General features: G+C 63.2%; 7 protein-coding genes. 2 read left to right on the top strand and 5 right to left on the bottom strand.

Features of this window, described 5'->3' with window-relative positions; genetic code table 11:
- Positions 1 to 94: 94 nt before the first annotated feature.
- Positions 95 to 1,513, bottom strand: coding sequence for a glutamate--tRNA ligase (gltX, locus tag ABFY71_RS01495; RefSeq protein WP_431021491.1), 1,419 nt, complete (start codon positions 1,511 to 1,513; stop codon positions 95 to 97).
- Between the two features lie 116 nt (positions 1,514 to 1,629).
- Between gltX and ABFY71_RS01490 the strand changes: the two genes are divergently transcribed.
- A complete protein-coding gene (locus ABFY71_RS01490; RefSeq protein WP_347944371.1) occupies positions 1,630 to 3,738 on the top strand; it encodes a ComEC/Rec2 family competence protein in 2,109 nt (702 codons plus the stop codon).
- Here the strand turns inward: ABFY71_RS01490 and ABFY71_RS01485 are convergent.
- From ABFY71_RS01485 to ABFY71_RS01470, 4 genes are read right to left on the bottom strand one after another with little or no spacing between them, the layout of a single operon-like run.
- Positions 3,707 to 5,665 (bottom strand): beta-galactosidase, encoded by a 1,959-nt coding sequence (locus ABFY71_RS01485; RefSeq protein WP_347944370.1) that lies wholly within the window; start codon positions 5,663 to 5,665, stop codon positions 3,707 to 3,709. The two genes, ABFY71_RS01490 and ABFY71_RS01485, sit on opposite strands and share 32 nt — an antisense overlap.
- A 10-nt stretch (positions 5,666 to 5,675) precedes the next feature.
- Positions 5,676 to 6,554, bottom strand: a complete 879-nt coding sequence (locus ABFY71_RS01480) for an SMP-30/gluconolactonase/LRE family protein (protein ID WP_347944369.1) — start codon at positions 6,552 to 6,554, stop codon at positions 5,676 to 5,678.
- Positions 6,551 to 7,162 carry a 2-dehydro-3-deoxy-6-phosphogalactonate aldolase gene (locus ABFY71_RS01475; RefSeq protein WP_347944368.1) on the bottom strand — a complete coding sequence of 204 codons (612 nt, stop codon included), beginning with the start codon at positions 7,160 to 7,162 and terminating at the stop codon, positions 6,551 to 6,553. Before ABFY71_RS01475 ends, ABFY71_RS01480 begins: the two co-directional genes overlap by 4 nt.
- 13 nt (positions 7,163 to 7,175) lie before the next feature.
- On the bottom strand, positions 7,176 to 8,096 hold the full coding sequence (locus ABFY71_RS01470; protein WP_347944367.1) for a 2-dehydro-3-deoxygalactonokinase: 921 nt from the start codon (positions 8,094 to 8,096) through the stop codon (positions 7,176 to 7,178).
- Between the two features lie 295 nt (positions 8,097 to 8,391).
- Here ABFY71_RS01470 and ABFY71_RS01465 point away from each other — a divergent pair, with 295 nt between their 5' ends.
- Complete coding sequence (locus tag ABFY71_RS01465) at positions 8,392 to 10,200, top strand: IlvD/Edd family dehydratase (RefSeq protein WP_347944366.1); 1,809 nt, start codon at positions 8,392 to 8,394, stop codon at positions 10,198 to 10,200.
- Positions 10,201 to 10,295: the final 95 nt, after the last annotated feature.

Genomic DNA, 10,295 nt, shown 5'->3' with positions numbered 1-10,295 from the left:
TGCATTTGGCAGTCACATATTTCCCCGGACAGGTATCAGCTTTTGCTGGCCCGAGGCAACTAATGGGTAAGCAAGGCTTACCCAGCAATTAGCACTAGACAGCGCTGATTTGATCTTCCAGGCGGGCCATGGCTTCGTCGCGACCGATCAGCACCATAACTTCAAAAATGCCGGGCGAGACAGTGCGTCCGGTCATCGCAGCCCGCAGGGGTTGTGCCAGCTTGCCCAGCTTGAGACCCTTGGCTTCGGCCAAAGCGCGCATGGCGGCATCAATGGCCGGCACGGACCAGTCATTGAGACCACGCAGGATCTCGGCCATGTCGCCCAGCACCGCGCGTGAATCGGGGGTCAGCAGTGCCGACGCGGGCGCATCGATGGACAGCGGTCGTGACGCATAGATGAACTGGGCCAGATCGATCAGCTCCAGCACCGTCTTGGCGCGCGGCTGCAGTTCGGGCAGGGCACTGAGCACTGTTGCCCGGTTGGCCGTCAGGCCGGCCACATCGGTGTCGCGGCCGACTTCGCGGGCCGTGGCCAACATGACGTCGTAGAGATAGCCGGGCTCGGCCGCACGGATATAGTGACCGTTGATATTCTCGAGCTTGACGAAGTCGAAGCGCGCAGCGCCCTTGTTGAGGGCGTCCAGGCTGAACCACTCGATCATCTGATCGGTCGAGAAGAATTCGTCATCGCCATGGCTCCAGCCGAGGCGAGCCAGGTAATTACGCAGGGCTTCGGGCAGATAACCCATCTGGCGATAGGCCTCGACCCCCAGGGCACCGTGGCGCTTGCTGAGCTTGGCGCCATCGGGGCCATGGATCAGCGGGATGTGCGCCATTTCGGGCACAGGCCAGTCCATGGCGTTGTAGATGATGATCTGGCGGGCGGCATTGGTCAGGTGATCATCGCCGCGGATGATGTGGGTGACGCCCATATCGTGATCGTCCACCACCACAGCGTGCATATAGGTCGGCGTGCCGTCCGAGCGCATGATGATGAAATCATCAAGGTTCTCGGCCTTGAATACCACCTGTCCCTGGACATGATCGTTGACGACGATGTCGCCGCTCAGCGGCGCCTTGATGCGGATTACCGGATCAACGCCTGCGGGAGCTTCGCTCTGGTCGCGGTCGCGCCAATAGCCGTTATAGCGCGGGGGCTTGCCGGCAGCCCGGGCTTCTTCGCGCATCTGCTCGAGTTCGGCTGGCGAGCTGTAGCAATAATAGGCGTGACCCTTGGCGACCAGTTCGCGCGCCACTTCGGCATGGCGTGCGGCGCGGCCAAACTGGCTGATCGGCTCGCCATCCCAGTCCAGACCCAGCCATTTCAGGCCGTCGATGAGCGCGGTCACGGCTGCTTCGGTCGAGCGTTCGCGATCGGTATCTTCAATGCGCAGCAGCATCTTGCCGCCCTGGTTCTTGGCAAAGGCCCAGCTGAACAGCGCGGTGCGGGCACCACCGATGTGCAGATAACCAGTGGGCGACGGGGCGAAACGGGTGACGACCTGGGACATGAGACCGGAGTGCTTGGAGAGATTGAGAGCCGTGTGTAGCATAGAGAGGCACGAGCGCAAGGGCGGGGGCAGGGCCGGTGCAGCAGGGTGAAATTCTTCATCGCGAATCCGGCAGCATGGACGGCCCCGTTCAGCCTGCGCGCTTGCCGGCATTTGTTGCTGGCACATGGCAATATGGCGAGAAGCCAAGCGTTTGGCGGTCCATGGCGGCGGCGCTGTCCGCTGAACTGGCGGCGCGACGGCTGTTTGTGCTGCTGCCGTTCGCCATGATTGCCGGCCTGATCGGCTATGCCATTGTCCCGGTGGAACCGCAGGCCTGGGCGCTGGCGGCGGGCGGGGTGGCCATATTGGTGTTCGCTGTCGGGCTGCGGCAGTCCCGGTGGCTGGCGCTGGCCGGCATGCTCGCGTGTTTCTGGCTTGGCGCCAGCCTTTTGCCGCTGCATGGCCTGTGGTTTGGCACCGCCATGCTGGAGCATCCCGCCTATGGGACATTTGAGGCGCGCGTCGACGAGATTGTCTCGGCGACCGAAAGTGACCGTCGGGTGATTGTTTCTGCCCTGACCCCCATCGCCGATACCCGGCCCGTGCCTATTGAGCGGGCCCGGTTGGTGGTGCCGCCGCAACCGCCGCTGGCCCCCGGCGACCGGATCCGGGCCAAGATGCGGCTGACGCCGGTGCCCGGGCCGGTGCTGCCGGGCAGCTATGACGGCCAGTTTCATGCCTACTTTGCCGGCGTTGGCGCCTATGGCGCGGTGACCAGTGAGTTTGCGCAGATCAGCTCAGGCTCGCAGCTGGATGTGAGCCGCTGGGTCGAGCAGTTGCGCATGGGCATTGGCGCTCGCATCGATGAGGAACTGGATGGGGCCGCGGCGGCGATTGGCCGCGCCATGGTGGTCGGAGACCAGAGCGGGATTACCGATGAGACCCGCGAGGTGATGGCGCAATCGGGCCTGGCGCATATCTATTCGATCTCGGGCCTGCATTTGTCGATTGTGGCCGGCGGGATATTCTGGCTGGTGCGCTGGCTGCTGGCGGCCATTCCTGCGCTGGCCATTCGTTGGCCTGTCAAAAAGCTGGCGGCGGTCGTCGGGCTGGTTGCGGCAGCGGGCTATATGCTGCTGGCCGGCGGCACGGCCAATGTGCCGGCGCTGCGTTCGGCAATGATGCTGGGGCTGATTTTCGGGGCCATTCTGGCTGGGCGGCGCGCCCTGACCATGCGCAATGTCGCAATTGCGGCGCTGGCTATTATCGTGATCGATCCGGCCAGCGTGTTTCGCGCCAGTTTCCAGCTGTCATTTGCCGCCGTGGTGGCGCTGATCGGCATTTATGAGATGCCACGCGCGAGTCCGCGAGGCGATCGCACGGTGCTGGGTCGCATCGGGGCGACGCTATGGGCGACGGCGGCAACCAGTTTCATTGCCGGGACGGCGACGCTGCTGTTCTCGGCCTACCATTTTCAGCAGACCGCCCCGTTGGGCGTCGTCGGCAATGTGCTGGTGCTGCCAGTGGTGAGCTTGATCATCATGCCATTTGGTGTGCTGGCCGTGCTGAGCATGCCCCTTGGCATTGAGCGGCCCTTTCTGGCCGTGATGGGCTGGGGCATTGACCGGATGGTGGATGGCGCCACGCTGGTTGCCGGCTGGAGCAGTTCGCTGATTGGTAACCCGCTGCTGACGGGTTGGGCGTTGATCCTGGGACTGGCAGCGCTGGCGTGGTTTGCCTTCTTCAGAACGCGCTGGCGCCTGTTGGGACCGGCGCTGGCTGTGCCGCTGGTATTGCTGTTCGGGCTTGACCTGCGGCCCGATGTGCTGATTGCCGATACGACGCAGGCGGTGGCCGTGCGCGATGCAGCGGGCATGGGGCTGGTCTCGGGCCGTGCGGGCAGCTTTGCCGTTGAAGTATGGAGCGAGCACTATCAGGAGGTGATCGCCGAGCAGTTTTCCGGCCTGCGCTGTGATGGTCTGGGCTGCATTGCGCGCACGCCACAGTTTTCCATCGCCGTGGTCAAGAACGCCGCCGCCTTTGCCGAGGATTGTGGCGCCCATGACCTGCTGATCGCGCGACCGCGGGCACCGAACAATTGTGGCGGGGGGCTGGTCATTGACGGTGATGATCTGCTGGCCGGTGGGGTGCACTGGTTGCGCTGGGACGCGGTGGCGGCGCGGTTTGAGGTCCGCACCGCCATCCCCAATCTCAACCGGCCGTGGCGAGCCGCGCGATGGTAACACCGGCGGCGGGCACTTCGGCGGTGCCGAGCACATAGCCGGTTTCGTCTTTGGCCAGGGTGAGCGTCGCCGGCCCGGCATTGTAGTTGACGTAGATGCGAACGCCGTCACGGGTGCGGCAACGGACCCCGGCAGGCAGCGCCAGGGTTGGCACATCCGCTTCGGCAATCAGATAGTCGACCACGCGGTGCACCAGCGCCTTGGTGCCGGTGCCGCCCAGATAGTAGAGCTTGCCCTGATTGACCAGCACCGGCCAGCCATCGACATCCTCGATGACAATATTGGCCCTGGTCTCGATGCGTTCGCGCCAATGATGCACGGCGCCGCTGCCCCTGACCTCGATTTCGACAGATGGGTCGAGGCTGTCGATACGGATCACCTGCAGGTCGAGCAGATTGCGCGGCAGGTCGGGCGCCAGCTTGGGGGGAATGGCAAAGTTCTCGGTCTTGGAGCCGGTGCGCGGGCCAATCAGCACATGGCCATCAAACGCGGCAATGGCGGTGCGCAAGGCATCACTCCAGGCGAACAGCGCCGGAATGGCGACGATGGCATAGCCGGCAAAGCTGGTGGTGCCGGGCGGCAGGATGTCGATGTCGAGGCCATGGCGCCGGAAGGCGGCATAGAGCGCCCGGACATGGGCAGCGTGGCTGAAACCCTTGGCCTGCGGCTGCACCTCCCAGGCCCATTCGCTCTGATAATCAAAGACGATGGCGACACGGCCCTTGTTGGCCGTGCCGGAAAGGCCAACGGCCTTGAGTTCCTGGGCGACCTGGCTGGCCTCGTGATAGGCCGGCGCGGGTTCGCTGTCGGGCCGCAGCAGGCCGGCATGCATCTGCTCCTGGGCGAAGGGCGCCTGGCGCCAGCGGAAGTAGGAGACCACTTCGGCGCCATGGGCAAAGGCTTCCCAGGCCCAGAGCCGGGCCATGCCGGGCAGGGGATCGGGATTGAACTGTGCCCAGTTCACCGGGCCTGGCTGCTGCTCCATGACCCACCAGCGGCCGTGCCCGACAGTGCGGTAGAGATCGTGGTGGAAAGCGGCATTGTCCGGGTCGCCCTGGCGCATATATTGGCGCTTGACCTCGTCGGGCTCATTGCTGACGGCGAGATGGCCGAGCGGATAACTGTCCCAGCTGGCGATATCGAGCGTTTCCGCCAGATCGTAATGATCGAACTCGGTATAGCGGCTCATGAAATTGTGGATGACGGGCAGGTCCGGGCGCCTGGCCTTGAGAATGTCGTACTGCACCTTGTTGAAGGCGGCGACCTGATCAGACGCGTAGCGGCGGAAATCCAGATCGTGGGCCGGCGCCGGCTCGCAGACCAGCAGATTGGGCAGTTCGATCTGGTCGAAGCGGTTGTATTCCATCGACCAGAACACATTGCCCCAAGCCTGGTTCAGCGCCGCCACCGTGCCGTATCTGTCGGCCAGCCAGCGCTGGAAGCCGGCTTTGGCGGCGGGTGTGTAGGAATAGGTGGTGCCGTGGCAGCCATATTCATTATCGGTCTGCCAGCCGGTCAGCGCGGGATGATCGCCCACCGCATCGGCCAGCAATTGGGTGATGCGGGCAGCCTCATCACGATAGCCAAGATGGGAAAAATCGTAGTGGCGGCGGGAGCCGAAGCCCTTCTGGCGGCCATGCGCATCAACCGCCAGCATGTCGGGGTGCTTGTCGACCATCCAGCGGGGCGGTGTCGCCGTGGGGGTGCCGAACACCACCTTAAGGCCGTGCCGCCCCATTACATCCATGGAGCGGATGATCCAGTCAAAGCGCAGCTCGCCCGGCGTCGGCTCGAGCCTGGACCAGGCGAATTCGCCAATCCGGACGAAGCCAATGCCCACCTCGGCTATGCGCGCAGCATCCTGTTCCCAAACCTCCTCGGGCCAGTGTTCGGGATAGTAGCAGACGCCCAGGGTCGGGTTGATCATCGTAAAAGTCTCAAAGTTGGATCGGGGTTTCGGCCTGGCCGGCTATGTCGACATCTATGGCGAAGAGGCCGCCGGCGACCTTTTCCACGGCAAGCTGCTCGGCCGTGAGGTTCTTGGCGGCGGTGGTGATGAACAGCGTTTTGAGGTCAGCGCCGCCAAAGGCAGGGCAGGTGACCTGGCTGACCGGGACCTCCACGATGCGGTCTATCGAGCCGTCCGGCGCGTGGCGCACGACACAGGAGCCGCCCCATTTGGCGTTCCACAGATAGCCCTGGCTGTCGACCACGGCGCCATCTGGATAGCCACGGCCCTCCGAGACATCGGCAAACAGCGTCCATGCGCCAATCGGCAGGCCGGTGGCAGGATCGGTGGCGCACTGCATGATTTTCCGGGTAGGGGTGTCGGTCCAGTAGGCGATGGTGCCGTGGGGTGAAAAGCAGGTCGCGTTGGGGATGGAGATGCCCGATTTGAGTGTGGTCAGGGTGCCGGCACGATAGTGGTAGACCGAGCCGATCGGGGCTTCCTGCTCGCTTCGGGTCATGGTGCCAATCCAGAAGGCGCCTGATGGATGGACGCGGCTGTCATTGGTGCGAGTCTGCGGGTTGTCGGCCTCAATCTCGTTGATGCGGTTCATGCCGCCCGTCGTCAGATCGAACTGCTTGAGGCCGGTATCGGTCGCCAGAGCAAGGGTGTGGTCATCAACGATTGCTGCGGCGGCGACGGTTTCGTTGAACAGCCAGCTATCGACGATCTCGCCAGCGGCGGTCACAGCGAACAGTGTCTGCTCGTTGATGTCGAAGAAGAACAATTGCTGGCGACCGACATGCCAGATCGGTCCTTCGCCAAGCGCGCACTGGCTGTCGATGAGCAGTCGGGCAGTCTGGCTCATTCGGGGTACCCCGCATCATAGGCGGTCACGGCAGTGGCGGCGCGTTCGCCGACCTGAGCTGCGTCCGTGCCGGGCTTGTAGAGGTAGGTGCCCAGGCCAAAGCCTGCGCAACCGGCGTCGAAGTATTCACTGAAATTATCGGGGTTGGCGCCACCCACGGCATAAAGCGGGATGTCGGGCGGCAGCACAGCCGTCATGGCCTTGATGCCCTTGGGTCCAAGCGCTTCAGCGGGGAAGAATTTGAGGCCGGTGGCGCCAGCCTTGATGGCGCGGAACGCTTCGCTGGGCGTGAAGACGCCGGGGAAGGAGAGCATTTGCAGGCTGATGGTCTCCTTGATGACCTGCTTGTTGGTGTCAGGGGACACCACAAAGGTGCCGCCGGCCTCGGACACGGCCCAGACCTGCTTGCGGCTCAGCACGGTGCCGGCGCCAATCGTTGCCGCGTCGCCCAGGGCGTTGGAAGCAATGGCAATGCTGATCAAGGCGTCCGGCGAATTGAGGGGAACCTCAATCATGGTGATGCCGGCTTCGATCAGGGCCTCGCAGACGCCGATGATCTCGCTGGGGGTGATGCCGCGCAGGATGGCGATCAGGTGACGATGTTCCATAAAAAATAGGCTCCTAAGCGGCGTAGCTGCGCGCGGCCTTGAGGCCGGCCAGAACAATATTGGTGGTATCCTGCGGCATGCCGGTGGCGCCGATCATGCCCAGCACCTGGGCATAGAGTGCGCACAGCACGCTTGAGCCAATCAATGGCACGGCCTGCTGGCCAATCAAATGGCGGTTGCTGCCGATTTCCGTGCCAATCAGCAAACCCGACAAGTAGCCGGCGCACCAATCGGGTTGGCGGCCCGAAAGCAGGGCGCTGGCGCGCACCTGAAACAGCGTGCCCAGCAATTGCTCGGGGTGGTCCAGTCCGGCCCGGGCACCGGTGACAAAACCATCGGCGCGACCGGGGCCATCGAGATCGCCCGTCAAAGAGTGGCGCAGCACCGAATGGGTGCGCAGCACTTCATAGATTTCGCCAGTCATGGCGGTCGAGAAGCGTTCGACGCGGGTACCGGATAGTTGGGCCCATTTGGAGTGGGTGCCGGGCAGGCAGACTACGCCTGAAAAGCCCGGCTGCAGCGCGGCCAGCCCGAGCAGCTGAGTCTCTTCGCCCCGCATGACATTGTCAGCGCCAGCCTTCTGGCAGACGCCGGGCAGGATGGCGGGTGCAAACCGGCTGCCCGGCATGGCCGGATGCACCGCGCCGGCCAGCAAGCCACGCAAGTCGGCGGGCGCCTCAAGATAGGGCGCCTCGAGCCAGCCCTGACGGGCGCCAGCCATGCCGCAAATCAGCACATCAATGGGACCGTTGCGCGTGCTGGTCACGCCATCCAGCAATTCGCTCAGTGCGCCTGGGAAATCTTCCCGTGCCAGCTTGCCCATGCCGTTGTCGGAATGGCGCTGCAGGGCAACGCTGCCGTCGGTCGCGATACCCCATGCCCGCAAATTGGAGGTGCCCCAATCGACGGCGACCCAGTCTACGATATCACTCACCAAGTGTTCTCCCGCCGCTCAATTTCGGCGTGACCCTAATGGCTGAACCGTTTTTCAGCCAGACCGAATATCGTTGCTCCGTCCGAGGCCAAAGCTGCCCGAAACGGCACGGCACTGTCTGCTCGCTGGGTAAGCCGGGATGGGCGTTCCGACAGATCAGGGCAGATAATTCTCCGAAAAGCGCAAAAGTATGATTTTTCTGTCGAAGGCCATTCACAGCGTCGCCAACCATGTTAGAACGGCCTCAATCCCGGCGTTTCATACGCACGGCAGGGAGCAGTAAGGAAAGTTCAAAATGACGGCAGCTGACGGCGGATCCACGCCCAATAAATTGCGCTCGCGCGCCTGGTTCGATAACCCGGAGAACCCGGACATGACCGCGCTCTATCTTGAGCGCTACATGAATTTCGGCGTTTCGCGCGAGGAGTTGCAGTCGGGCAAGCCGATCATCGGCATTGCCCAGACCGGCTCGGACCTCAGCCCCTGCAATCGTCACCACATCGTGCTGGCCGAACGTCTGCGCGAAGGCATCCGCGAAGCGGGCGGCATTGCCATTGAATTCCCGGTGCATCCGATCCAGGAAACCGGCAAGCGGCCCACGGCAGGCCTCGACCGCAATTTGGCCTATCTCGGGCTGGTAGAAGTGCTCTATGGCTACCCGCTGGACGGCGTGGTGCTAACCATTGGCTGCGACAAGACCACACCCGCCATGCTGATGGGTGCAGCAACCGTCAATATCCCGGCGATTGCCTTCTCGGTTGGCCCGATGCTGAATGGCTGGCACAAGGGCGAGCGGACCGGCTCGGGCACCATTGTTTGGAAGGCGCGCCAGATGATGGCGGCCGGCGAAATCGACTATGCCCAGTTCATTGAACTGGTAGCGTCCTCGGCGCCGTCGACCGGCTTCTGCAATACCATGGGCACAGCCTCGACGATGAATTCGCTGGCGGAAGCGCTGGGCATGCAATTGCCGGGTTCGGCCGCCATCCCGGCGCCGTATCGCGACCGCCAGGAAATGGCCTATCGCACCGGCAAGCGCATCGTGGACATGGTGCATGAGGACCTCAAACCGTCCGACATCATGACCAAGGACGCCTTCATCAACGCCATTGTGGTCAATTCGGCGATTGGCGGCTCGACCAATGCGCCGATCCATATTCAGGCCATTGCCAAGCACATGGGCGTGGACATGGAACTGCAGGATTTCCAGACCCATGGTCACAAAGTGCCACTGCTGGTCAACATGCAGCCTGCGGGAGAGTATCTGGGCGAGGACTTCTACCATGCGGGCGGCGTGCCGGCGGTGGTCAACGAGTTGATGAACCACGGGCTGATCCGCGAGAACGCGCCAACAGTCAACGGCAAGTCGATGGGCGAGAACTGCCGTGACACGGTGATTCAGGACGACAAGGTGATCCGGCCCTTTGATAATCCGCTCAAGACCGAAGCGGGATTCCTGGTGTTGCGCGGCAATCTGTTCGACAACGCCATTATGAAGACCAGCGTGATCTCCACCGAGTTCCGCGATCGCTACCTCAACAATCCGGCCCATCCGGGGATGTTCGAGGGCAAGGCTGTGGTGTTTGACGGGCCGGAAGACTATCACCATCGCATCGACGATCCGGCGCTGGCGATCGACGAGAACACCCTGCTGTTCATGCGCGGTGCCGGTCCGATCGGCTATCCGGGCGCGGCGGAAGTGGTCAATATGCGGCCGCCCGATTATCTGATCAAGAAGGGCATCACGGCGCTGGCCTGCATCGGCGATGGCCGGCAGTCAGGCACCTCGGGGTCGCCCTCGATCCTCAATGCTTCGCCAGAAGCAGCGGCGGGCGGCAATCTGGCCATTCTGCGAACCGGCGATCAGGTGCGGATCGATCTTAACAAGGGGCAGGCCAATATCCTGATCTCTGATGAAGAGATTGCCACGCGCCGGGCGGATCTGGAGGCGGCTGGTGGCTACAAATACCCCAAGCACCAGACACCATGGCAGGAAATCCAGCGCGGTATCGTTGGCCAGTTGGGCGACGGCGCCATCCTCAAGCCCGCCGAAAAGTACCAGCGCATCGCCCAGACCGAGGGTATTCCACGCGACAACCACTAGGTTGTAGCGGTTCAAAAAACGAAGGCCCCGCCCAATCTGGCGGGGTCTTTTGGTTTCGATGAAGGTAACCAGTTGGTTGCGGGTTGCGGGTTGCG

Origin of the sequence: Devosia alba (assembly GCF_039938915.1) — a bacterium.
GTDB lineage: Bacteria > Pseudomonadota > Alphaproteobacteria > Rhizobiales > Devosiaceae > Devosia > Devosia alba.
The sequence above is the reverse complement of the archived record's forward strand: the minus strand, read 5'-3'. Positions and strand labels throughout refer to the sequence as shown.